General features: G+C 64.4%; 21 protein-coding genes. 7 read left to right on the top strand and 14 right to left on the bottom strand.

Annotation, left to right across the window (positions count from 1 at the left end; genetic code table 11):
• Positions 1-5 precede the first annotated feature (5 nt).
• The 6 genes from LC062_RS00820 to LC062_RS00795 all read right to left on the bottom strand — a co-directional run bounded on the left by LC062_RS00820 (position 6) and on the right by LC062_RS00795 (position 6058).
• Entirely contained in the window at positions 6-788 is a 783-nt protein-coding gene (locus LC062_RS00820; protein WP_224909145.1) for an SDR family NAD(P)-dependent oxidoreductase, read from the bottom strand.
• 7 nt (positions 789-795) lie between these two features.
• The gene (locus LC062_RS00815; RefSeq protein ID WP_224909144.1) at positions 796-1812 is read right to left on the bottom strand and encodes a LacI family DNA-binding transcriptional regulator; all 1017 of its coding nucleotides are present in this window, start codon (positions 1810-1812) and stop codon (positions 796-798) included.
• Between the two features lie 19 nt (positions 1813-1831).
• A complete protein-coding gene (hisD, locus tag LC062_RS00810; RefSeq protein WP_224909143.1) occupies positions 1832-3151 on the bottom strand; it encodes a histidinol dehydrogenase in 1320 nt (439 codons plus the stop codon).
• Positions 3152-3217: 66 nt separating this feature from the next.
• Positions 3218-4510, bottom strand: coding sequence for a TRAP transporter large permease (locus tag LC062_RS00805; RefSeq protein ID WP_224909142.1), 1293 nt, complete (start codon positions 4508-4510; stop codon positions 3218-3220).
• Positions 4511-4512: 2 nt separating this feature from the next.
• Positions 4513-5004 (bottom strand): TRAP transporter small permease, encoded by a 492-nt coding sequence (locus LC062_RS00800; RefSeq protein ID WP_224909141.1) that lies wholly within the window; start codon positions 5002-5004, stop codon positions 4513-4515.
• Positions 5005-5074: 70 nt separating this feature from the next.
• Positions 5075-6058, bottom strand: a complete 984-nt coding sequence (locus tag LC062_RS00795; protein WP_224909140.1) for a TRAP transporter substrate-binding protein — start codon at positions 6056-6058, stop codon at positions 5075-5077.
• A gap of 856 nt (positions 6059-6914) precedes the next feature.
• Between LC062_RS00795 and LC062_RS00790 the strand changes: the two genes are divergently transcribed.
• The 3 genes from LC062_RS00790 (at position 6915) to LC062_RS00780 (ending at position 9008) form a co-directional block, all read left to right on the top strand.
• A complete protein-coding gene (locus LC062_RS00790) occupies positions 6915-7241 on the top strand; it encodes a Dabb family protein (RefSeq protein WP_224909139.1) in 327 nt (108 codons plus the stop codon).
• Positions 7242-7438: 197 nt separating this feature from the next.
• Complete coding sequence (locus LC062_RS00785; protein ID WP_224909138.1) at positions 7439-7747, top strand: ArsR/SmtB family transcription factor; 309 nt, start codon at positions 7439-7441, stop codon at positions 7745-7747.
• Between the two features lie 70 nt (positions 7748-7817).
• A complete protein-coding gene (locus LC062_RS00780; RefSeq protein WP_224909137.1) occupies positions 7818-9008 on the top strand; it encodes an MFS transporter in 1191 nt (396 codons plus the stop codon).
• A gap of 70 nt (positions 9009-9078) precedes the next feature.
• Here LC062_RS00780 and LC062_RS00775 read toward each other — a convergent pair whose 3' ends face one another.
• From LC062_RS00775 to fahA, 5 genes are all read right to left on the bottom strand, one after another.
• Positions 9079-9528 (bottom strand): GNAT family N-acetyltransferase, encoded by a 450-nt coding sequence (locus LC062_RS00775; RefSeq protein WP_224909136.1) that lies wholly within the window; start codon positions 9526-9528, stop codon positions 9079-9081.
• Positions 9529-9820: 292 nt separating this feature from the next.
• Positions 9821-10654 (bottom strand): ABC transporter permease, encoded by an 834-nt coding sequence (locus tag LC062_RS00770; protein ID WP_224909135.1) that lies wholly within the window; start codon positions 10652-10654, stop codon positions 9821-9823.
• Positions 10647-11465 carry an ABC transporter ATP-binding protein gene (locus tag LC062_RS00765; protein ID WP_224909760.1) on the bottom strand — a complete coding sequence of 273 codons (819 nt, stop codon included), beginning with the start codon at positions 11463-11465 and terminating at the stop codon, positions 10647-10649. Before LC062_RS00765 ends, LC062_RS00770 begins: the two co-directional genes overlap by 8 nt.
• Positions 11465-12505 (bottom strand): ABC transporter substrate-binding protein, encoded by a 1041-nt coding sequence (locus LC062_RS00760; RefSeq protein WP_224909134.1) that lies wholly within the window; start codon positions 12503-12505, stop codon positions 11465-11467. The genes LC062_RS00765 and LC062_RS00760 overlap by 1 nt, the downstream gene beginning before the upstream one ends.
• Positions 12506-12553: 48 nt before the next feature.
• On the bottom strand, positions 12554-13825 hold the full coding sequence (gene fahA, locus LC062_RS00755) for a fumarylacetoacetase (protein WP_318246084.1): 1272 nt from the start codon (positions 13823-13825) through the stop codon (positions 12554-12556).
• Between the two features lie 232 nt (positions 13826-14057).
• Between fahA and LC062_RS00750 the strand changes: the two genes are divergently transcribed.
• Complete coding sequence (locus LC062_RS00750; RefSeq protein WP_224909132.1) at positions 14058-14906, top strand: GntR family transcriptional regulator; 849 nt, start codon at positions 14058-14060, stop codon at positions 14904-14906.
• Positions 14907-14933: 27 nt separating this feature from the next.
• On the opposite strand, the gene LC062_RS00745 is transcribed toward LC062_RS00750, so the two are convergent.
• Positions 14934-15824 (bottom strand): D-alanyl-D-alanine carboxypeptidase family protein, encoded by an 891-nt coding sequence (locus LC062_RS00745; RefSeq protein WP_224909131.1) that lies wholly within the window; start codon positions 15822-15824, stop codon positions 14934-14936.
• Positions 15825-16071: 247 nt separating this feature from the next.
• A complete protein-coding gene (locus LC062_RS00740) occupies positions 16072-17676 on the bottom strand; it encodes an EAL domain-containing protein (protein WP_224909130.1) in 1605 nt (534 codons plus the stop codon).
• Between the two features lie 149 nt (positions 17677-17825).
• On the opposite strand from LC062_RS00740, the gene LC062_RS00735 reads away from it, so the two are divergent.
• From LC062_RS00735 to LC062_RS00725, 3 genes are all read left to right on the top strand, one after another.
• A complete protein-coding gene (locus LC062_RS00735) occupies positions 17826-18737 on the top strand; it encodes a sugar kinase (RefSeq protein ID WP_224909129.1) in 912 nt (303 codons plus the stop codon).
• A 198-nt stretch (positions 18738-18935) separates the two neighbouring features.
• Positions 18936-20120: a hypothetical protein gene (locus LC062_RS00730; RefSeq protein ID WP_224909128.1), complete on the top strand. Its 1185-nt coding sequence runs from the start codon at positions 18936-18938 to the stop codon at positions 20118-20120.
• A 127-nt stretch (positions 20121-20247) separates the two neighbouring features.
• Entirely contained in the window at positions 20248-22329 is a 2082-nt protein-coding gene (locus LC062_RS00725; RefSeq protein ID WP_224909127.1) for a hypothetical protein, read from the top strand.
• 376 nt (positions 22330-22705) lie between these two features.
• On the opposite strand, the gene LC062_RS00720 is transcribed toward LC062_RS00725, so the two are convergent.
• Entirely contained in the window at positions 22706-24493 is a 1788-nt protein-coding gene (locus LC062_RS00720) for an ABC transporter ATP-binding protein (RefSeq protein ID WP_318246083.1), read from the bottom strand.
• Positions 24494-24502 lie beyond the last annotated feature (9 nt).

Here is a 24502-nt window from a genome sequence, read left to right as displayed (position 1 = left end):
AAGCGTCAGTCGGCGGTCCAGCCACCGTCGATCATCAGCGCCGTCCCGGTGACGAGCGCGGACGCATCGGAGGCCAGAAACTGCACCGCCCCCATGATGTCCTCGACCTCGCCGACACGGCCGAGCTTGATCTTGTCCTCGATCCACGCCCTGCGCTCCGGCTGATCGAAGGTCGATTGGGTCAGGGCGGTCCTGATGAAGGTCGGACAAATCGTGTTGACGCGAATGCCGGCCTTACCCCACTCGATCGCCATCGACTTGGTGAAACCTTCAACCGCGTGTTTCGTTGCCGCGTAGACCGCGCGGTCGATGCCCCCCACCCGTGCCATCTGGCTGGACACGTTGATGAGCGATCCCGGCCGGCCCGCCGCCATAAGGCCGCGCGCCACGGCGCGGGTCAGAAAATAGGCCCCCTTGAAATTGAGCGCCGCCACCGCGTCGAAGTCGGCCTCGGACGTCTCCAGGGCGGGGCCATGCCGGGCCAGGCCTGCCGAGTTGACCAGAATGTCAAAAGGGCCGGCCTCGGCCACAGCCGTCCCGGTGGCCGCGACATCGGCAACGTCGAGTGTCATCGCCTCGGCGGAGTGACCGGCCTCCCGGAGCGCGGCCACGAGTGCCGCCAGTTTGTCCGTCGACCGTGCGGCGACCACCGTCTGCGCTCCGGCCTGGGCAAGCGCCGCCGCGCAGGCCAGCCCGATGCCGGACGATGCACCGGCCACCAGCGCCCGTTTGCCATCAAGACGAAAGCTCGGGGCCACGGGAAGAAGAATCGCACCGCTCTCGCTCATGTTCCGTTCACTCCTGGGGGCTTGCACGTGTCGTTCCGCGTTCGATCAGGGCGCTGTCGATCTGGACGCGGGTGCGCTCCAACGGCTTGCCGTCGATCAGCCGCATCAGCATGTCGACCACCGCCGCAACCATCTCGTTCGCCGGCTGCCGCAGGGTCGTCAGGTCGAACACCCGCCACGCCGCCATTTTCACGTCATCGAAGCCGACAACTGAGACATCCTCCGGCACCCGCAGGCCGAGATCGTACTGAAGCGCCTCCAGCACAGAGAAAGCCATGTGATCATTGCCGACAAAAACCGCTTCGGGCCGATCCGGTCCGGCGAAGATCTCGCGCGTTGCCGCCATCGCCGTGGCGCGGTCGTAACGTCCGTCGACGCAGGCCACGGGCTCCAGGCCGTGATCGGCCAGGCCGTCGAGAAAACCGCGCATCCGGTCAACGCCCGTCAGCGATTTCTGCCAGCCTGAGATATGCGCGATCCGCCGATGCCCGAGCCCGACGAGGAAATCCGCAGCTTTGCGTCCACCTGCGTAGTTCGTCGCGGTCACCGCCGGAATCGTCGGATCGTTCTGCCCCCGGTTGAACAGCACCAGCGGAATCCCGGCGTTCCTGATTTCGTGAGTCAGCTTCAGTGTCGTACTGACGGAGGCGAGAATGATGCCATCCACCTGATGAGCCAGCAGATCCTCCACCGCCAGATCGACGCTGCCCTCGTCGTTCGATGCGGTGAAAACGATGATGTGGTAGCCGAACCCCTTGAGCGCCCCCGACAGAAGCTCAATGGCCTCAGCATAGAAGGGGTTGTCGAGATAGGCGACGACCAGGCCGATCACGTTGGACTGCCCCTTGATCATCGCCCGCGCCAGCGTGTTCGGCCGGTAGCCGAGCTTGCGCGCGGCCTCTTCCACGCGGGCGCGCAATTCCGGCGAGACCCGGGCGCCCGGCGTGAAGACGCGGCTGACGGTCGGCTGGCTGACGCCCGCCGCACGCGCCACATCCACGGAGGTAACCCGGTTCTCCACCATCCTGTCCTCACTCTCCCCGTTAGCCGCGCACCGCCGCCGGCGCACCGTAAGGCACGTTCTCGCCGCCGTAGCGCCGAACACGCAGGTTGCACTGCTCCGCATGGCCGACGAACCCCTCCAAGAGGCACAACCGCGAGCCATAGGCGCCAATCTCTGCCGCCGCCGCATCGTTCGTGATCTTCTGATAGGAATGCGTCTTCAAGAACTTGCCGACCCACAGCCCGCCGGTGTAGCGCCCCGCTTTCTTGGTTGGCAGCGTGTGGTTGGTGCCGATCACCTTGTCACCATTGGCGACATTGGTGCGCGGGCCCAGAAACAGCGCGCCGTAGCAGGTCATGTTTTCCAGGAACCAGTCATCGCGGTCGGTCATCACCTGGACGTGCTCGGAGGCGATATCGTCGGCCACCTGCAACATCTCCTCATAGGTGTCGCAAAGGATGACCTCTCCGTAATCCTCCCAGCTCACCCGCGCGGTGTCGGCCGTCGGCAGAATGGCCAGGATACGTTCGATCTCGGCCAGCGTACCCTCCGCTAGCTTGCGCGAGTTGGTGACCAGGACCGCAGGCGAATTGTAACCGTGCTCGGCCTGTCCCAGGAGGTCGGTCGCGCACATCTCCGCATCCACGGTTTCGTCGGCGATCACCATGGTCTCGGTCGGGCCGGCGAAGAGGTCGATGCCCACCCGGCCGAAGAGCTGACGCTTGGCTTCCGCCACGAAGGCATTGCCCGGGCCGACCAGCAAGTGCACCGGCGCGATGCTTTCCGTTCCGATGGCCATGGCGCCGACCGCCTGAATGCCGCCAAGCACGTAGATCTCGTGCGCGCCGCCCAGATGCATGGCGGCGATCACCGCCGGATTCGGCTCACCGTTGAACGGCGGGGTACAGGCAACAATGCGCGGCACGCCCGCCACAGCGGCGGTCGCCACCGACATATGCGCGCTGGCCACCATCGGGAACTTGCCGCCCGGCACGTAGCAACCAACCGATTGCACCGGGATGTTCTTGTGACCGAGAATAACCCCCGGCAGCGTCTCCACCTCGATATCGGTCATGGAGTCGCGCTGCGCCTTTGCGAATTTCTTCACCTGCTCCTGCGCGAAACGGATGTCTTCCATGTCCTGCGGGCTGACCTTGGCGATCAACGCGTCGATCTCGTCCTGACTGAGGCGATAGCTCTCCCGGTCGTATTTGTCGAACCTGTTGGCCAGTTCGCGCACCGCCGCATCGCCGCGCGCCTCGATGTCCTTCAGCGTCGCCGCGACGACCTCGGCGGTTTTCGCATCATCGGCCGCCCGGTCGGCCTCGGGCTTGCCGCGCTTGAGATACTCGATCGTCATGAGGGGTGTCCTTTCGTCTCCGGCCGATGCCGCATCGGCGCCGGCCTCATGCCTGCAATCAGGGTGTTAGCGCCCGTAGCCAAGCAGGTTCTCGGGCAGAACCAGCGACAGCCACGGCACATAGGTGATGATGAGAAGGGCCACGAACATTGCCGCCACCCATGGGAAGATCCGCCGGGCGATCTTGTCGAAGGGAATGCCCCCGACCTGCGCGGCCATGAAGAGATTGGCGCCGAGCGGCGGCGTCACGAAGCCGATGGCCAGGGCAACGATCATGACGATGCCGAAATGCACCGGATCGACACCCAGTTGCAGCATGATCGGCAGGAGCACCGGCGTCAGGATGACGATGGCCGCAAGCGTCTCCAGAAAGGTACCGACGATGAGCAGCAACACCAGAGCCGCCAGCAGCACCAGATATTTGCTATCGGTCAGCGACAGAACGAATTGTGCCAGTTCCGAGGGGATCTTCTCCAGCGCGATGATGCGGCCGAAGGCGACCGAAGCGCCGATGATGACCAGCACGGCCGAGACCAAGAGGGCGGATTCCAGCATGATTTTCGGCACTGCCTTGAGCGGCAGTTCCCGATAGACGAAACAGCTCACCGCGAGCGCATAGACAACGGCCACGGCGGAGCTTTCCGTCGGCGTGACGATGCCCGAATAGATGCCCCCCAGCACGACGAGCGGCATGGCCAGCGCCAGCTTCGCCTCGTTGAGCGCGGCCAGCAGGCTCCCCCCTCGCGCCGCCACGGCCTCCGCCTGGCGAGGAGCACGACGGCGCTGCAGGATGTTGTAGACGATCAGGGTAAGCGCGATGACAATGCCCGGAATGACACCTGCCATGAACAGCGCGGTGACCGACACGCCGGCGGCGACCGCATAGACGATCATCACCACGGAAGGAGGGATCATCACCCCCAGCCCGCCGGCGCTCGCCACCATCGCCCCCGCATAAGCCCGATCGTAGCCGCGCTCCACCAGCGCCGGGATCAGCGCCAGACCGATGGCCGCCACCGTCGCGCTGCCCGTGCCGGAAATCGCGGCGAAGAACAGGCACGACATGATCGTCACCGTACCAAGATCGCCCGGCGCGCGGCCGAAGGCCCGGTCTGCGACGGCGATCAGCCGCCGCGAGATTCCCCCTTGTGCCATCAGACTGCCGGCGAGCGTAAACAGCACCACCGCGATCAGCGTGAAGCTGTCGATCCCCGACACCAGCCCAAGGGCATACATGTCGAAATTCAGGAACGGGATATAAGCGATGGCAAGCAGGCTGGCCGCTCCCAGCGCAATCCCGATGGGCACGCCGATCAGCAAGAGCAGAAAGAAGCTACCGAAAAGGATCGCGGTGGTCATGATCAGATATCCGTCTGCGGCCCAAGCCGGGTGTCGCCAGCAACCAATGTCCGCCATAGGGACTGCAGCAGACGCAGACTGCTGAGCGCGCCGGAGAACACGATCGCCATATAGAGAAAACCGAGCGGCCATTCCGTCGATGACAGGATCTTGCCCCAGCCGAATGCTTTGTGCGTGATAACCACGCCGAGCCAGCACACCGCCACGGAATAGATCAGGAAAATCAATTCGGAGAGCGCGAAGACCCAACGCCGCGCCGCCGCCGGCATCATGTCGAGCAACACCGTAACGCGCATGTGCCGGCGCTCGCGAATGGCGTAGCTGACACCGAAATAAATCATGTAGACGAAACAGAAGCGGGCCAGTTCATTCGCCACTGCGATCGACGTGGAGAAGGCGAAACGGGCGACCACATCCGCAAACACGAGCAGGATGATCGCACTCAGCATCCCAACGATCACCGTCGGCTCGAACCATTTTTCAAGCGCGCGCATCGCCCCCTCCTTCAAGCTCACGTTTTTGCGGCGGTCGCCTGTTTCCGGCAGCCGCCGTTCGCTTGGGCGACTACTTCGCCACCGCCGCCATGAACGTGTCGTAGAACTCATCGCCAACCTTGGCGCGGATATCCGCCTCGATGGCGCCGTTCATGACCTCACCGAGGCGCTTCTTGTCGGCGGCGGGCAACTCGTTGACCTTGAGGCCGGCCTCCTTCAGCTTTTCCAGAGTCGCGGCATTGGCTGCGGCCGTCAGTTCGCGCTGCCGGGCAACCGTCTCGCGCGCAACCTCCTCAATGAGCCCCTTGTCGGCCGCATCGAGGCTTTCGAACCAGCCGAGATTGGCCATCCAGAGTTCGGGCCAATAGATATGCCCGGTCAGTGACACATAGTCCTGCACCTCGAAGAAACGCTCGATGATCATCGAGCTGAGCGCACTCTCCTGACCGTCGATCAACCCCTGCTGCAGCGAGGAATAGATTTCACCCCAAGCGAGCGGCACCGGCACCGCCCCGACCGACCGCCACGCCTTGATGGCGATGGGGTTGTCCGCCGAACGCATCCGCAAGCCCTTGAAGGCATCGAAACTGTCGAGCGGCGCACGGCTGTTGGTGAAGCTGCGGAACCCCAGCTCCATGAAGCCCATATTCTTCAGACCGCGCGCTTCCATTGCGGTGGAAATCGCCGCCCCGGCATCGCCGTCGAGCAGCGAGCGCGCCTCTTCTTCATCCTGAAACAGAAGAAACTGATCGAGCACCGCCAGCTCATCGACCGCCGCGCTCAGATGCACCGATGCGCCGGTCGTCATGGTGATGTTCCCGGACTGCACCAGCTCGGTCATTTCCTTGACGCTGCCAAGTTGGCCACCGGGATAGATCTCGACCTCGATGCCGCCCTTCGAACGGGCTTCCAGCTCACTTTCAAAATAGGCGAGCGCCTGATGGATCGGCGAGTTTTCCGGGGTCGCATGGCCGATGCGGATGGTGGTGTCGGCCAGCGCCGGTACGGCCATGACAAGGCTCACGCCGAGCGTGACAAGCGGTGCGAATTTCACGGGCTTTCCTCCTCAAGATCCCACGGCTTCGCGCCGTGAATTCGTATTCATGGAGTCAAAACACGAAATACTCTGTTTGGCAAACATTTTTTGCATACGTATTCAGGAACGATCCCAGCTACCTGACCCTCGCGTTACCCCGCCTACAGGTCCCGATCTGTTTGACGTGCCCCCTATCTGGGCGTTCTTGGTCCCCGAGCAGGCGTTCCTAGATCCATTATCGAACGGGCTGAGGAGACCGTAAAAGAGCGACTTGAGGAAATAGAAGAAGAAATCACTCCCCCTGAAGCACCTGAAATCGGTCGAAGAACGCGGGAAAACGAAACCTTCGACGATGCCGCAATTCAGAACCTTTTCGCGCCCCTTTTGTCTCAATGCGCCAGAGGAACTGTTCCGCAAAGGCCATCACTACCCTGAAATTTGGCGTTGTTCATTCTTTCCCCGAGACCCAATTCTCTTCCGCTGCTGAGCGGAGTCCGATGGTTCGTGCTCTGAGACCGAACTTTAGACCGCCGGTGGCTGGAGTTTTCCGGCTTTTTTCACGGTGACGGGCTGGCTGCGACCTTTTGCGCCGGCCATTTGAGGCCGGGAATTGGGTATCAGCGCTTGGAAAGATGTTCGTCCCGATTGAAGCGCGCCGGTGTTTGTGACACCCCTTCACCGGCCGGCATCCGGAACGGCGGTGGCAACGGCCCTGCCCCCCCGAGCGCCCCGCTCCCACCGACGCCGTGGAACCGGCGCATCCCCGCGCCCCCATGCGGCTGGTGGCCGGCGAGTTCCTGCCCCAACGACCAAGGATTTCGGCGGGGCGGCGGACATGACGTTTCGATTGAACGACGCGCTTCAGAGGTATGAGATGATTCGACATATTGTGTTCTTTACCGCCCGGGAAGAGAACCACGAGGCTGTCCGGGCCGGCCTGTCGCGCCTGACCGGTATCTCTCACGCGACCAAGCTGGAAATCGGCGAAAACCTGAAGCGCGACCAGTGGGGCAATGAGGTCGACTTCATCGTCTACGGTGAGTTCGAGACCGAGGCCGATCTCGCCGCCTTCCAGCAACATCCGGACTACCAGCTTTCGACCGAGACGGTGAAGCCGCTGCGCGAGACGCGCTTCGCCGCCGATTTCGACAGTGACCAAGCCGTCACCCGGCCACTGAATACGGTCACCGAACCGGCCTGATCGCACTGGCCTGAAAGGCTGAAACGCGCTCGCTCAGGCGCTCGTCGCAAAGGCATCGCCCCGCCCGCCAGAGACGGCTTGGCGGGGCTTGTCTTCCCCCGACGGGCCGGGTCGCCTGACGCGCCCCGCTCCCCATATTTCGACAGTCATGGAATGATCACTTGACGACCCGCGCGCATGCGCGCATGCCTATTTCCATGAACATCGAAATAGCCTCCCGCCAGCTTGAAGCTCTTGGCAACCCGACCCGGCTGACCCTTTACCGGACGCTTGTCCGCGCTGGGCGCGGTGGCTTGCCGGTGGGCCATGTGCAGGAGCGGCTCGACATGCCCGCCTCGACCCTGTCCCATCACCTCAAGCGACTGGTCGCCGCCGGTCTGGTCCGCCAGGAACGAGCGGGCACCAGCTTGATCTGTCATGCGGAATACCCAGCGATGAACGCGCTGCTGGGCTTTCTGAGCGACGAATGCTGTGCCGAGGAAGGCCGCAACCGGGGCGACGACTGATGCTGACTGAAGCGGAAAGACACAAGATCGAAGACGGCGGCGCCGCAGCCGGCGCGAAGGCGGTCCGATCATGATCTCGGAACGAACACGGGTGATCTCGGCTCTCGGCCTGGTGATGATCCTCACCTGGGGAAGCAGCTTCTACCTGCTGGCGATCCTGTCCGGCCCGATCCAGGCCGAGACCGGCTGGAGCGCGGGAGAAGTGACACTTGGCGTCTCGCTTGGGCTGCTGGTGTCCGGCCTCGCGGCCAGCCGGATCGGCAGTTTCATCCAGCGTGAGGGCGGCCGGCGGGTGCTCGCGGCCGGGGCCCTTTTGATCGCCGCAGGGCTTGGGCTTCTCGGTCTGGCCCAGTCCCTGGCGGTCTATCTGATCGCCTGGGGCATTCTCGGGCTTGGCATGGCGGCGGCACTCTATGATGCCGCGTTTTCAACCCTTGGCCGGCTCTACGGGCGGGAGGCACGTTCGGCCATCACCGCCCTGACCCTGTGGGGCGGCTTTGCCAGCACTGTCTGCTGGCCGATCTCGGCATTTCTGGTCGAAAGCGTCGGGTGGCGCGGCACTTGTTTCGCCTATGCCGCGCTCCATCTGACCGTCACCCTGCCGCTGTGCTGGTACGCACTGCCGGCAAGCGCGCCGCCCGTCCCTGCGCCCTCCCTTTCGGCGACTGTCGCCCCTGACCGGTCGCCTGGCCGCTTCGACCTTCGCTTCTGGTGCATTGCCTGCGCCGGGTCCGCACTGGCGATGCTCGCCTCGCTCTGGTCGGTACACCTGATCACCATCCTGACCGCCAAGGGGTATGCGCTTGCCGCCGCAGTCGGGTTGGGCACGCTGATCGGCCCGGCGCAGGTCGGTGCCCGGGTTCTGGAGATGCTGGGGCGCGGCCGCCATCATCCGATCTGGACCATGCTCGTGTCGACCTCACTGGTGCTGATCGGTTTCCTCGGGCTTCAGTGGGAGTTTCCGGCGGGCGCGGCTCTTGTGGCCTATGGGGCGGGCAATGGGCTGTGGTCGATTGCACGCGGCGCCTTGCCGCTCGCCATCTTCGCCCCGGAGGACTACGCACCGATCATGGGCCGGCTGGCTCGCCCGGCGCTGATCGCCTCCGCATTGGCCCCGCTCCTCGGGGCGATGCTGATCGATGCCTATGGGCCGCATGGCCTGCTCACCCTGCTGGCGGTGGGCGCGCTGGTCCCGCTGGGCGCGGCCCTCGTGCTTGCCGTTGAGCTCAGTCGGCGCGCGCGCCGTCCCGCACTTCATTGATGGAATGCGTTGCTGCTTCATTTGCCGGTGAGCAGGGCGGAGCGACTGCCCGCCCCGCCCCGCCCAAGTGTCATTCCGCCAGGTGCATGTGGATGTTTTCAAACGGCAAGCCGTTGTCATCGCGGGGACGCCGGCTGACCTCCCTGAAGCCGAGATGCCGATAGAACGCGACCGCCTCGGTGTTCTGCGCATAGACCTCAAGCGTCAGTTCCTGCTTGAGCCCCAGGCCATGGGCCACCAGAGCGCGGCCAATGCCGCCCCTCTGCTCTGCCGGATCAACGAACAGCCCGCCGATGAAGCTGTCGAGCAAGCCGATGAAGCCGACGGGTCGCTGCGAGATCGTGGCCACCCAGATCTCCGCCTGCGGCAGATAGATCTCTTCGATCTGCTTGCGTTGGTCCTGAAGCAGCTCCTTCCCAAGGAAGGGATGCGCTTTGAGGGATGCCCGATACCAGATCTCGGAAAGGCAGTCGGTATCGTCCGCGCGAAAGGCGCGGATCGTCAGATTGTCATCTGTCATGATTTTTCCAGAAAGTGGAATACGCACAGGAAATCAACGACTACCGAGTCGTTGATGATTCAAGCCCTCAAGGGGCGCGTCGGGTCATCTGCGCATAAATCTCCTTCTTTCCGGTGGCTGGAGACCTACAGCTCCGCTCGCGTCATTGTCAATACCTGCCCCTGAGACGGGCGGAACATGAAACAACCCGGCGCGGGAAGGGCCCGGCCGGGTTGCTCATCGGTTATTCCCGCGCCCGCCTTCCCCAGAGATGAAGGCGCGCAGCGGACAGTGGCATCAGGTGTCGGGCCGGTTATTTCTTCCAGCGCACGAAGTAGCGTTCGAGCAGCGTCACGAAGCCGAAGACCGACAGACCCATCAGGCTGAGCAGCAGGATCTGCGCGAACACGCGGCCGACGCGCAACTGGCTGGCGGCCACGCGGACGAGTTCGCCAAGACCCTCGCCGCCGCCCATGTACTCGCCGACGACAACGCCGATGACGCTCCACACCGCCGCCAGCTTCAGCCCGGCGAAGATATAGGGCGTGGCAAACGGCATCTGCAGCTTGATCAACGTCTGCCAGCGGTTGGCCTCAAGCGACCTGAACAGCATGGCCATGCTGCTGTCGGTCGCCGCCAGCCCGGCCGCCGTGTTGATGGTGACGGGGAAGAAGGAGATGAACGCCGCCATCATGATCTTGGATTCGATGCCGAAGCCGAACCAGGCCACGAACAGCGGCGCGAAGGCGACCTTCGGCATGGTGTTGATCGCCACCACGTAAGGCATGATCGCCTTGCGGCCGAAGGCGGTCGCGCCGATGATCATCCCGAGCGTCAGGCCGATGGCCGAGGCAAGGGCGAAGCCGAACACCACCTCGACCAGGGTGATCCAGGTGGCATGGGCCACATAGCCGCCGCTGAACAGGTTCTTCAGCGTGAAGATCAGGTCCTGAAGCACCTGATAGGGGCCCGGCAGCACCAGTTCGGAGATGCCGCTGTAGCTGACCGCGCCCTGCCAGACGCCAACAATCGCCGCGCCAAAAAGGAGCACGAGCAGCCATTGCGGCATGCGCTCGACCAGAGTCTTGCGCTCGTTCTCGGCCAGGGCAATGAGGGTTTCGGGATCGACAGACTGGGTCTCAGACATGTGCCGCTTCCTTTTCGCCGCCGAACAACAGGTCGTGAATCTCGCGCACGTAGTCATTGAACCGGGTGCTGGTGATCATGTCCGAGGTGCGCGGGCGCGGCAGGTCGATCTCGATGCGCTTGATGATCCGCCCCGGACGCGGTGACATCACGAACACCGCATCGGCGAGGAACACCGCTTCCTGGATCGAGTGGGTGACGATGATCGCGGTCGCCTCGCGCGACCGGCAGATGCGCTCGAACTCCACGTTCATCTGCTCGCGGGTGAACTCGTCCAGCGCGCCGAACGGCTCATCCAGAAGCAGAAGCTCCGGCTGGGTGACCAGCATCCGGCAGATCGCCGCCCGCTGGGCCATGCCGCCGGACAATTCGCCCGGCACAGCGTGGGCAAACTCCGCAAGGCCGGCCATCTGCAGAAGCTGCATGGCCCGGTCCCGGGCGGCCTTGGCCGCACCGCGCCCCTCGCGGATCTCGATCGGCAACAGCACGTTTTCCAGCACGCTGCGCCAGGGCAACAGCGTCGGCTGCTGGAACATGATGCCGATCTGCTCGTTCGGGCCGGTCAGCTTGTCGCCCTTGAGCTGGATCTCGCCGCCGGTCGCCGGGATCAACCCGGCAATCATTTTCAGGACCGTGGACTTGCCGCAACCGCTTGCGCCGACGAGAGAGGCCAATTGGCCCCTCTCCAGATCGAACGACACATCCTTCGCAGCATGAATGATGTCGCTTTGACCCTGTCTCGCGCGGCGGTAATGCTTGTTCACATTGGTAAGACGGAGGATGGGTGCTCCGTCAGGCCGCGGTGCATGCATCATTCGTCTCCAAGGTTCTCGACGAACTCGTTGGTGTAGACCACCGACAGATCCTCGATCGGCGCGTCCAGTTCGCCGGTGGTCAGGAGGCTCTTGTGCCAGGCGTCCCAACCGCTTGCCGGCAGATAGCCGAGTTTGTTGGAACCGATCGGCATGTACTGCTGGTTGACGGTCTCAAGCAGTGCCCGGGCGTAGGCGGCACGCTCCACTTCCTGCGGATTGTAGGTCTCGCCATCCTTCAGCACGCCATCCGGGTTCTTCATGCCCCAGAGCGTCGCCTTGTGCACCGCCTTGGCGAATCCCGCGACCATTTCCGGGGAGTCGCGGTAGATATCGCCGCGCACCGCCAGGCCGTTGCCGAACAGGTCGAGCCCCTCCGGCGTCAGATCGAACACATCGACGCCGCGATCCTTGAGCACGGCGATGCCGGTGAAGGAAGCGGCGAAGGCGTGGATCGTGTCGCGCTGGAACGCGGTCACGGCCATGCCTTCCTGGCCGATGGTGACGAACTTGTACTCATCCGGCTGCACGCCAACGGAGGCAAGCGCGCTGCGGGCGAAGGAGACTTCGGCGCCATCCGCGGTGGAGACGCCGATCTGCTTGCCGCGCAGTCCCTCGGCGGAGGTGATGCCGTCGTTGCGGTCGCCGGCGAGCATGAACAGCCCGCGCGAGAAAAGGTTGTAGAAGAACTTCACGTCGGCGCCGCGCGCCACCGCGTTCAGCACAGGGCCCGGTCCGGGCGCGCCGAATTCGGCCCGACCCGCGGCCATCGCCTGCAACACGGCGCCCGACCCGTCGAGGCTCTTGATGGTGACATCAAGCCCTTCCTCGGCGAAGAAACCCTGCTGCTGGGCAACGATCATCGGATACCAGGCCATCGCCGAGGAGCCCGGCAGCACGATGGTCACCGGCTTCAACTCCTCCGCAGCGGCCAGGCTGCTTCCCATCACGAGCGCAGCGGCGGCAATCCCCGTGCGTCGCAGGTTGCCGCCGACCCAGCCGGCCACCCTCTCCATCACCGTCATGCGATCTTTCGTCATGTAGTCCTCCCTAACAGCATGATTATTCATGCGTTCTCATGTGCAAGATCACTCCTGCACCGCCGGCAGCACCATGCCCCGGCATTCCCCGAAACCGATCGAGCGGAACCCGTCGCGCTCGCATTGGCCGGCGAAAACAACCTCGTCGTAGTCGTGCAGGAAGCCCCGCGTTTCCCCCTCGCCAAGGGAAAGCGGCTCGGCGCCGCGGCGGGTCAGCTCCATCATCGAGCCTTGCGAGCCCTCCGCCTCGCCGGAAATCGTGCCGCTGGCGATCATGTCGCCGGCGACCAGCGGGCAGCCGTTCGACATGTGGTGCGTCACCATCTGGGCGAAGGTCCAGTAAAGCCCGGCGGAGTTGGTCTCGGCGACCACATGCGCCGTACCGCCCCCCGCCTCGATTGCCTTGCCGCGCAGTCCGACCCGCAAGCGGATATCCAGCGCGCCGGCCGCCGCGTCGTCGCTGTCGGCAAGGTAGTCGAGCAGCGGCGGATCGCCGGCATCGCGTAGCCGCGCCGGGACCTGAAACGGCGCCAGCGCCGCGCGGGTCACCACCCAGGGCGAAATGCTGGTGGCGAAGCTCTTGGCCAGGAACGGTCCGAGCGGCTGGTACTCCCAGGCCTGGATGTCCCGCGCACTCCAGTCGTTGACGAGGCAGAAGCCGAACAGACGCTCACGCGCGGCAGCGAGCGGCATCGGACCAGCCTTGTTGGTGGGGCCACCGATGAAGGCGCCAAGCTCCAATTCGAAATCGAGCATGCGGCACGGCGCGAACACCACGCCGTCCGCCTGGCGCAGCTGCCCGCTCGGCCGGTGCACATCGGCTCCCGAAACGACAATCGAGGACGCCCGTCCGTGGTAGCCGATCGGCAGGCTCTTGAAGTTCGGAAACAGCGGATTGTCGGGCCGGAAGATCTTGCCGATGTTGGTGGCGTGCTCGACCGAGCAGTAGAAATCCGTGTAGTCGCCGATTTTCGCCGGCACCGCCATGCGCAGGCCGTCCTGCGGCAGAAGACAAGCCTCCAGCTGCCCCTGAAGGGCGGAGCCTGTCCGCAGCGCCCGGCTGAGCCAGAGGCGAAGGGCCTGCCAGTCGGCCGGCGGCCGCGCCATCAGCGCATTCAGCGTCCCGGCGGTGAGCACGACGCGCCCCGCCCCCCCCATCAGATCGTCGAACAGCCCCAGATCGACACAGGCGGCCAGATCCAGCGCCTGATCGCCAATGGCGACGACGATATGTCGTGCCGCGCCCTCGCCCGTTTCCGCCACGCCGAACGGCAGATTCTGAATCGGGAACGGGCAACCGGGCGCATTCGCCGACGTCACCCAGCTTTCCAGCTTCTGGTCGTGTGTTTCGTCTAGTCCCGGAACCCGCATCGTTTCGCCACGCTCGCAAATTGGTTACAAACTTTGCATGCAAACAAGCATGCTGATATGGATGCGTCAAGACATCCCTTTTGGCGATTGGATTGGCGGCACATATGAGAGATTGTGAAGATGCGTGCTGCACCACGGCCGCAGAGACACCTGACAGACACCGAAAGACCCGGAAAGCCGCATGAAAAATTCCACAGGCCTGCGCCCCGGAGACGAAAACTGGGTAATTGCCGGCCCTCCGCGCCTGCCCCGCATCCCCCCGGCAGGAAGCGGCGCACCCGAGTGGCTGGGCGATCTGGAAAACCGGGTGATCGCCGGAGCCGACTTCTGGCAGGTGGCGCATGACTTCCGCCAGCTTGCCGCCGACGACGCCCCCGCAGGCGGGCGTCTCGAAACGCCCGTTGCCTTTGTCGAGCTGGTCTACGAGGTGCTGCGCCTGGCGATTCGCACCGGCGCATTGCCGACCGGCACACCGTTGATCGAGGCGGAAATCGGCGAAGCGCTCAGCGTCAGCCGGACACCGGTGCGCGAGGCGATGCAGCGCCTTTCCGCTGATGGGCTGCTGTCGCGTCGCAAGCGGGGCTGGGAGGTCAAGAAGCTCGACATGACCCAGATTCGCGAATCCTACGAGGTGCGCATGTCGCTGGAGAGCTTTGCCACGGCGCAGGCGGCGATTCGTGCCACCGAGGCGGAGCTGGCGGCGATTCTGGAGGCGACCAACGCCCGCTCCCGCCTCACCCATGCGGATCTGTCGGAACGGCTCACCTCAAACCGCGACCTGCACAACCGCATCTATGCCGCTTCCGGCAACGAGCGACTTGTCGATCTCATCAAGAAGAACACGCAATATTATTTCGCCCACCGCTTCGCCCAGCTTGTCACACCGGAGGAATCGGCGCTGTTCCAGGATCAGCATGAGGACATCGGCCGGGCACTCAAGGCGCGCGATCCGGACGCGGCCGAAACCGCCGCCCGCCAGCACATTCAGTCCACCTATCTGGTGTTCGAGAAGTTCTACAAGCTGCTGTAGCAGCCACCTGCGGTGCCCTCCGCAGGTCTACAGATAGCGCTCCAGCAGATTGGTGACCTCGCGGTCGCGCTTGGCCTCGGTCTGGCCGCCAATCACCACGGCAATGATGCTCTTGCCGCCGCGCCGCGCCGAGGCCGCCAGATTGTACCCGGCCTTGCTGATGTAGCCGGTCTTGATGCCATCGACCCCGGCGACCCGGCCAAGCAGGTTGTTGGTGGTCTTGTAGGTGCGCCCGTTGTAGGTGAAGCTGCGCGCGGTGAAGTTGCGCGCCCGCCTCGCATGGTTCCGCTTCAGCGCCCGGGCAAGGGTCGCCATGTCCCGCGCCGTCGTCACCTGACCGGGGTTTTCCAGGCCGGAAGCATTGACGAAATTGGTGCGCCGCATCCCCAGGCTGCGCGCCTTGCGGGTCATCCGATGGGCGAAGGCGGTCTCCGTGCCGCCAATGTTCTCCGCAACCACCACGGCAACGTCATTCGCCGACTTGACCGCCAACGCCCGGATGGCCTGATCCACGGTGATGGTCGTGCCGGCCTTGACGCCAATGCGCGCCGGAGGCTGGGAGGCGGCCTTCCGCGACACCGTCAGCGGACTGTCCAGCGTGACGATGCCAGCATCGAGCGCATCAAACAGCAGATAGAGCGTCATCATCTTGGAGAGCGATGCAGGATTGCGCAGCCCATCCGCATCTTCCTCGTGCAGCACCTTGCCGCTGCGCGCATCGATGACGATCGCCGAATGCGCCCGCGCCACGGCGCCGCCGGACGGGGCCAGAGCCAGCGAGGCGGGCCCGGGCGCCCGCGGCGCGGTGCCCACCGCCGAGGCGGCCAGCATGGCGTTCTCGGGAGCCGCAGCAACGTCCGGCAGAGCATCCGAAGTTTGGCCGGTCTGAACCGCTCCGGCCGCAACAGGCGACGCCATCCGGCCGGCGCTTCCTGAAGGCGCGGTCTGACACCCTGCGAGCGCGGCAATGGCCAGCGCCGCGATCCCGCACCGCAGCCACCTCAGGCCCAGCCCAGTCATGCCCTCATGCGTCACACCCAGATCTCCATCATCCGTCACGCCCCCGCGCCGCGCCGGACCATATAGAAACGCCGTTCACGGCGAAACCATGCCGCAGCGTTACGATGAATTTTCCAGTGCAATCCGGGCATGAGGCCGCATCCCGTCAGGCAACCTCGGCCTCGGCCTCACTTTCGCCCATGTCCGCCTCGCCGGAGGACAGCGCCTGCGCCAGCTCGATGAACAGCGGCGCGGGCAGCGGCGGCGAGAAGATATACCCCTGAGCGGCGGAAACGCCCAACTCGCGCAACCGCTCGATCTGCTCCATCGTCTCGACGCCCTCGGCGATGATGCCCATGCCCAGGTTGTCGGCCAGCTCCACCATCGTATCGACGATGGTGGTGGAATTGTCGTCGGTCCCCAGGCTGTCGATGAACATCTTGTCGATCTTGATGATGTCGATCCCCAGCTTCTGCAGATAGGCAAAGCCGCCATGGCCCGTGCCCACGTCATCCAGCGCGACACGCACCCCGAAGGCCTGCAGTTCGGCGATGATCTTGCGCGCCGTCTCCATGTCCGACAGGGGTTGGCGCTCGGTGACCTCCAGCACGATCTGCTGGTAGGCGATCTTCGAGCCCCCATAGATCTGCTTGATGTCCTCGATCACCTGCCGGTCCTCGAAATGGCCGGCGAACAGGTTGACGGACAGCTTGAATTCCGGGTTCTCGTGGTAGAGATCCGCCACCTCGTCCCGGGTCTTGCGCATGATCTGCCGGGTCATCTCGAAGATGTGCCCGTGAGTCTCGGCGAAGGTCATGAACGCGCCGGGCGAGATCACCGATCCGTCCGGCCGAGCCCACCGCATCAACACCTCGCAGCCGCGCAGGCGACCGGTCTCGATATCCATCACCGGCTGGTAGTAGGGCACGAATTCGCCGTTGCGGATCGCCTGGACGAAATCGTCCTCCGCCTCGCTTTCCGGTCGCCAGGAAATCCAGACGCCCACCGCGACAAACAGGATCGCGAAGCCGACGCAGGCAATCGCCGCCACCACCTTCAGGTCCCGCACCAGATTGTCGGCGGCCGATGCCGGTGCCGTGACCTGCGCCACCATCGGATACTTCTCCGACCTGACCTCAACGATCAGCTCCGGATCCTCCCCGAAGCGACCGCTCGGTGTCGGCTCTCCGGATTTCAGCCAGACAACACCATCCCCCAGCCGCAGCTCCGCCTGACGATAGGCCCGCAAGTACTCCGGACCGGGGTCGATCGAGATCGCCACCGGCGAGATTTCCGCCAGCAGCCGGTTGCCATTGCCGATCCGCCAACTGACCAGCGCAATGCGCGTTCCCTCGTAGGACCTGTCGCGCATGCCGATACCCACAAGCGGAGAATCCACCTTCAACGCCGGCAGCACCGGCTCGCCGCTGGTGATCTGGTCAGGCACGTTGCACATCAGGACGCCGTTGGTGTCGACGACGCCGATCATCTGCACATAGGGCGCGGCGATCAGACCGGCGTGAAACGCCGCCCGGTCGATGGCCGCACAGGTGACATTGCCGTCCTTGTGCAAGGCCTGCAGCACGGTGACAGCATCATTGATCGCCTTTTCCGCGCGCATCACATAGCGTTCGGCGACGGCCGTCATCTCGGCCCGCGCCTGGGTCACAGCGTAGTTATTGAGGATATAATTGGCCGCAATCAGGGGCGCGACCGCGAGAACAAGCGCGATCAGCAGTGTCCTGAAGAAAAGGGCATATCGATGCGACACGCGAGGTTCCGGAATTTCAGCCTGCACTTATCATGCACCAGCTTGGTAAATGACCCCTGAAGACATGACAAGTCTTTGAAAAAGACGCAAAGACCGGCTACCTGTTGAAAGTGGTTTTTCACGGTCCCGCCGCGAGGAGTTTCAAACTCATGCAGGCTTTATTTATCGGCCAGGCATATATCGACATTACCTTTCTCACCGACACCCTGCCGACGGGCGACGAAAAGGCCATTGCCCGCGACTACGCCGTCAGTTTCGGCGGCAATGCGGTGAACGCCGCCTTCACCTGTGCCCGTCTCGGCGTCCAGCCGGACCTGATGTGTTCCCAGGCCGATGACTGGCTGGCCCGCATGTTCCTCGACATGGCGGCGCAATACGGGGTCACGGTCCATGGCCGCAAGGTGCATGAATCGTCCCTGTCCTTCATCATGCCCAAGGGCGGGAAGCGTGCCATCGTCCGCTGTCGGGACAACGACTTCCTGCACCCCTTTCAGAAGCTGAACCTTTCCGGCTGCCGTGCCCTGCATCTGGACGGTCATATGCCCGACGCCGCGCTTTATTATGCGCGCGCCTGCCGGGAAGCGGGCATCCTCACCTCGCTGGACGGCGGCGCGGTGCGCGAGGACACCGAGGAACTGCTGAGGTTCATCGACGTGGCGATCGTCTCCGCCCGGTTCTGCGAGCAACTGAACCTGAGCGTGCCGGACACCCTCGCCTACCTGCGCGAAAGGGGCTGCCGGGTTGGCGGCGTCACCCTCGGAGAGGAGGGAATGTACTGGTATGAGGGCACCTCACCGATGCGGCATCTGCCCGCGCTCGATGTCCCCTCCGACAAGGTGATCGACACCAATGGCGCCGGCGACGTTTTTCACGGCGCCTATATCAACGCATTCCTGACCTCCCCGGACGCCCCCTGGTCAAAGCACTTCACCTTTGCCCGGGCCGCCTCCGCCCATGCCATCCAGCACCTGGGCAACGAAGCCAGCTTGCCCGCCCTCAGCGATGTCTGCGCGGCGATGGCAAGCCTGCCCGAACGGCCCCCGACCCCGGCGCAAGGCTGAACGCACCGCCGGGGCACCTTGCTCCCGCTCGCGCGGGCGACGGATTTATGTCGTCCCCATCACATTTTTCACGATTTCCCCGTGCATGCACTCCCCCTGCCTGCCGCTACGGGTTGTCCTGCCTTTCATCTTGGCGCATCGTAACGGTCCGCTGGCAGGGAGCGGAAACCAACCCAACCGAGTTTGGAGACATCTTACATGTTGCACTACCCTTCACGATCGGCCATGGCCCTCGTGCTCGCCTGTCCGCTGCTCCTGCCCTCCGCAGGCTTCGCCTTCGAGGCGACAGACAATGCCATCGCCCAGCGTTTCCTGGAGACGGTCGAGGCCGGCGATGCTGTCGTGACCGGGTACAAGAGCGTCGAAAGCGCCAACGACACGGTTACCATCTCCGGCCTTGAGGCGACCCTGGCCGATGACGACGAAGCGCGGCTGACAATCGACGAAACGCTGCTGTCGGGCGCCAAGATCCTTGAAAACGGCCGGCTGTCGGTCGTCACCATGACCCTGAAGGGCGTGACCATCGAGGATGACGACGACGACGATGTGCGCATCACCGTCAAGACCATCAATGTCGCCGATGCGGTTCTTCCCTCCCCCGAGGAAGTGGAAGCGAAAGGCGGCGCCGACGCCGTCGCCCCGTCCTATTCGCGCGCCGAACTGGTCGACATGCTGATCGACGCTGGCGAGGAAGGTCAGGTCCCGGTCGCCCGTGTGCTGGCGCAGATCGACTCCATGGACGGCGACCTGCCGACCGCCGGCTCCGTCCAGGCCGAAGGCATCACCATCGCCGCCGCGTCGCTGGATGCCGACGGCAAGAAGGCGATGACCGACCTCGGTTACGAGTCGATCACCCTCAGCCTGGAAATGCAGGCCAACTGGGATCCGGATGGCGGCGTCCTGTCGCTCAACACCCTCAAGGTTTCCGGCGAGGAAGCGGCAACGCTGATAGCATCCCTGCGGATGAGCGGTGTGACCCGCGAAGTGATGGCGGAGCTGGAGAAGGCGCAGGACAACCCGGAGCAAGCAATGGGCCTGATGCAGAACCTGCTCGTCGACCAGATCTCCATCCGGATCGACAACGATTCGCTGGTTGACCGCGTTCTCGACAAGCAGGCGAAGGAAGCAGGCTCCTCGCGCGAGGAATTCGTCGGCCAGCTGGCCGGCGCCCTCCCCCTGATGCTCTCGGTCATCAACAACGCCGATTTCCAGAAGAAAGTGGCGAGCGCCGCGACGGCATTCTTGAAGGATCCGAAGTCGCTCACCGCCAAGGCGGCACCGCCGGCACCGGTGCCCTTCGCGCAGATTCTCGGAACCGCCATGATGGCGCCGCAGTCCCTGCCCGATATCCTCGGTGTCAGCATCTCCGCCAACGAGGACTGACGAAAACGCAAGAGGGCCCCATGGGCCCTCTTCTCTTTGCAAGACCATATCCATTGACCCGACTGTCGGCCTCGCGCGGCTCGTTCCTCCCCCGCTGGCGAGGCCATATTGAACGCATAGCAGGATCATGACGCACAAGATCAGAACCTACCTCATGAGCGGCGCGCTGACCGTGTCGCTGGGCTTTGTCGGCCTGACGCCGGCGCTGGCCAATCCGGCCACCGACTCCGTCGAGCGCTTCTTCGCCTGGGCCAAGGAAACCGGTGCGGTGACTGCCGAATACGGCAGCCTTGTCGAGACCGGCCCGGAAGACGCGATCCTGCGGGACGCCAAGCTCGCCTGGTCCTTCTCCTTCAAGTTCGGCGGCGACGAGCTGACCGTCGATCTGGCCATGGACGCCCCCGAAACCCGCTTCTTCGGCGCGAAGGAAGGCGATGGCGGGATGTTCTTCCAGAAAGTCGAGCAGCCGGGCGTGTTCGAGTTCCGGGTGAATGCCACGGAAAAGGCTGCGGACGAGGGCGACGACAAAACCCTTTTCGCACTCACCGGACGCCAGCACGACGCGGTCACCACCGGATATTTCCAGCCGACCTTGCCGACGATTGCGGAGGCGCCGGAACAGCCGGTATCCCGCTTCTTCCCGCTGCTGCGCACCGCCCTCAAGATGCAGGCCGAAACCTCGTCCGCGCGACTGGTTGAGGCGGAAACGCACCTTGCCGACGGCTCCATCCAGACCGACCGCTACGAAGGCTTCTCGATCAAGGGCATCCACGACGGACGGATCGCCGAGCAGCGCATCGAGCGCATGGTGTCCGAAAGCACGCTCGACCTGACACCGGACGACGACACCGACAAACCCGTGGCCATGCGTCAGGAGAACGGTGTCTACCTGGTGCTCGGCCAGGACATAAAGCCGGTTCTGCGGCTCATCGGCGTCCTACCGGCGGATACCAAGGTGCGCGACACCGTCCTTGAGCGGGTTGAGGTCAATGATGTGACCGTCTCCACGCCGTTTGGCTCCGGTAGCCTGAAGAAGGCCTTCGCCGACAACGCCCATATCGCACCGGAAACGCCGGTGTTCCCGATTGGCGAGCTGGCCGACCAGGCGGTGCTCGGCACCCTGCCGGAGGATAGGGCGGCAGTTCTAGAGCTCGGCCGCAAGGCGCTGACCACCCTTGAGGGCCTGTCGGTCGCCGATCTGGAGCTGGACGCTCTGGCGATCAAATCCGAAGAGATCAACGGCGGAATCGACAAGATTGCCGTGAAGAATGCGTCCTATCGCAACCTCGGCGATCTCACCATCGAAGGAACCGCCTTCAAGATCCGCGAGAACGACACCGATTTCGCGCTTGCGCGCTTCCAGATGTCGGATCTTGCCCTCAGCCCGCTCGCCTCCTATCTCGGCTTTATGGTGTTTGCGGACGAGAAGGAACCGTCCCTGACGGACTATCTCTCGATGGTGCCGACCCTCGGCCTGATCGACGTCCAGGGCCTGAAGGTTGCGTCCAACAAACTGCCGACGCCGATCTCGCTCACCCACTACCGCTTTGCCATGAGCGACTTCATTGCCCCGTTCCCGACCCGGATCGATGGCAAAACCAAGGGTCTGGAAATCCCGGTCAGGGCGCTCGACAACAGGGACGCCCGCCGCATCTTCGGCCGGCTCGGGCTGGAAAGCGTGCGCTACTCCGACGAGATCAAGCTGGCCTGGAACGCGGACGACCAGACCCTGCGCCTCGACCCGATGAAGATCGCGATCGACGGCGGCGGCACGGTCGAACTGGCGTTCGAACTCGGTGGGATTCCCCGCATCGTCTTCGAGGATCCCGAGCAGGCACAGGCGGCGATGGCGACGGCCACCGTCAACCGGCTGCGCCTCGCGATCACCGACGCACGTCTGGTCACGTCGATCCTCGACAGCATCAACGGCAACAAGGGCGACACGCCCGAGGATCTGACCGCGACCTCTGAAGAGTTCGCGCAGATGCTCGCCGACGAGGCCATGACCAATCTCGGCCCGGTCAAGGATACCCCCTTCGGCCAGAACCTGCATGCGGCGATCAAGACCTTCCTGGTCTCGCCGGGCCGGTTCGAGCTGCATGTGGAGCCGAACGCCCCGGTGCCGGCAACGCAGATCCTCGGGATGCTCGCCACCTCGCCGCAAATGCTGCCCGAGCTGCTCAACGCCTCGGTCTCCGCAGCTCCCTGACGCAGAAACAGGATTTCCGGACGCGCCCTGCGTCCGGAAACACCGCCTATGCAAACGCCACCGCCAGCGCCCCCCCGGGCAAGCTCTAGCGCGACCCGGGCTCGGAGAGCCAGAAGACACGCGTTTTCATGGGGCTGAACCGACAGGCCGTGCCTCGCCGATCCCGGATCTCCGCGTGCGCGTCGTCCGGGAAGACGCCTCTTTCGGGGCTTTGGCATCACACTCGCGCCGCCGGCTCCCACCGGCGGCGTTTTTTTGTGCATGGGGCGAGACAAGACCCGGGTGCCCGCGCCCTTGCCGACACTTCGGCGCGCGCAAGATAAAAAGAACCAAAGCGGAAACGTATCAGTCGTGTCTGGAGGATCGGGCGCACCGCTCAGGAGGCGCCGTTGCCGTTCCCGTTGAACTGCAGATCGCACAGGCGCCGGTAGAGGCCATCGCGTGCATTGAGCTCCGCATGAGAGCCGCGCTCCACCACACGTCCCCGGTCCATGACAACGATCTGCGCCGCCTCGCGTACCGTCGCCAGCCGGTGGGCGATGACAAGGGTGGTGCGGCCGCGCATCAGATTGGCGAGCGCCGCCTGAACCTTGGCTTCCGATTCTGAATCGAGCGCCGAGGTTGCCTCGTCCAGCAACAGGATCGGCGCATCGCGCAGCAAGGCCCGGGCAATGGCGATCCGCTGGCGCTGACCGCCGGACAGGCGCCCGCCGCCCTCGCCCACTTCGCTGTCGTAGCCCTGATCCAGCGCCATGATGAACTCATGGGCATTGGCCTCAATGGCCGCCTGACGAATGGCCGCCTCATCCGCGCCGGGCCGTCCCATGGCGATATTCTCGCGCACGGTGGTGTTGAACAGGAAGGTATCCTGCGACACGAAGGCCAGTGCCGCCCGCACCGAGGCGGTGTCGGCGGCGCGGATATCCTGCCCGTCGATGCGGATCGCCCCCGCGTTGGGCGTATAGAACCGCTCCAGCAGGCCGAAGACCGTCGACTTGCCCGCCCCTGACGGACCGACCAGCGCGGTGATCTCGCCCGGCCGCGCGTCGAAGGACAGACCATCGAGCGCCGGCGCCTCGCCGTAGTGAAAGCGGACATCCTCAAAAGTGACGCGCCCTTGCGGCACGGCGAGCGGCGCGGAGCCTGCCGTCTCGGTTTCCCCCACCGCCCGATCCAGCACCTCGTACATCAACCGCACGCCAACCAGATTGTTGGACAGGTTGACGTTGAGCCGGGCCAGCCGGCGGGCCGGATCATAGGCCAGAAGCAGCGCGGTGATGAAGGCGAAGAACGCCCCCGGATCGCTTCCCAGCTCGATCACCGCATAGCCGCCATAGAGAATGACCAGCGCGATCGCCACACCGCCGAGGGTTTCCATCACCGGCGAGGTGCGCGCCGTCAGGCGGACGATCTTGTTCGACTGCCGTTCCACCTCCGCGACAGCCGCATTCATGTCGGCCCGCATCCGGTCTTCGGCGCCGAACGCCTTGACGGTCCGGATGCCAGTCACGGTCTCCTGCGACACCGACAGGATCCGCGACAGCGAGACGAACTGCGACTTGGCGACCCGGCGCACCCGGCGAACCAGCCCGCCGACAAGCAGGATCGCCGGCGGTGCGATCACCAGCGCAATGAGGCTCATCACCGGATCCTGCGCCACCATCACCGCGACAAGGGCAATGACGGTCAGCAGATCGCGGCCGACCGCGGTCACCACCATGTCGAGCGCGGCCCGCGCCGCAGCGGCATTGTGCGACAGGCGGGTGGCCAGATCGCCAAGACCGGAGCTTTCGAAGAAGGCCACGTCCTGCCGGGTGATCGTCTCGAACAACCGGCGCTGGGTGGCGGCGACGATCGCATTGCCGATCCGCCCAAGCACCACCATCTGGCCATAAGTGGCCGCGCCTTTAAGGGAAAAGATCACCAGCACGACACCGGCGATCACCAGCACCATCGTGGCGTTCCGTTCCAGGAACACCTGATTGATGATGTCCCGCATGATCCAGGCGCTGGCGGCGGTGGTCGCCGCGATCACCCCCATGAAGACAAAGGCAAGCGCATACTGCCAGGCAAAAGCCCTGGCGTTTTCCATCACCAGGCGGCGGATCAGGAAGAGCGCCCCTTCCGTATCGCCAAACAGCAGGCGTTCGATCCGCTTCAACACGTGACCATG

It is taken from the genome of Stappia indica, from assembly GCF_020177335.1.
GTDB classification, from domain to species: domain Bacteria; phylum Pseudomonadota; class Alphaproteobacteria; order Rhizobiales; family Stappiaceae; genus Stappia; species Stappia indica_B.
This window is presented reverse-complemented; position numbering and strand designations above follow the sequence as displayed.